This is a genomic window from Aliivibrio sp. 1S175, from assembly GCF_001690985.1.
In the GTDB taxonomy this organism is placed as follows: Bacteria; Pseudomonadota; Gammaproteobacteria; order Enterobacterales; family Vibrionaceae; genus Aliivibrio.
The window spans coordinates 1-225 of record NZ_MAJS01000073.1; the positions used below are offsets into that span (position 1 = coordinate 1).

Consider the following 225-nt stretch of genomic DNA (forward strand, 5'->3'; position numbering starts at 1 on the left):
TGAGCCCGACGAGCTACCAAACTGCTCCATCCCGCGTCCGGATGCATTGTTTAAGACAATGAGACTATAAACCAATTTCTCTTTTCGAGAAGAACCATTAGGCTCTTAAAGAGAAATTGGAGCGACACACGAGGCTCGAACTCGTGACCTCAACCTTGGCAAGGTTGCGCTCTACCAGCTGAGCTAGTGTCGCATGATCAACGCTTATAAAGCATTCAATCTAAA

Annotated in this window: 1 tRNA gene; it reads right to left on the reverse strand. The window is 46.7% G+C overall.

The features are described 5' to 3' along the window. Nucleotides 1-117 precede the first annotated feature (117 nt). A tRNA-Gly gene (locus A6E06_RS15200) sits at nucleotides 118-193 on the reverse strand. Between the last annotated feature and the right edge of the window lie 32 nt (nucleotides 194-225).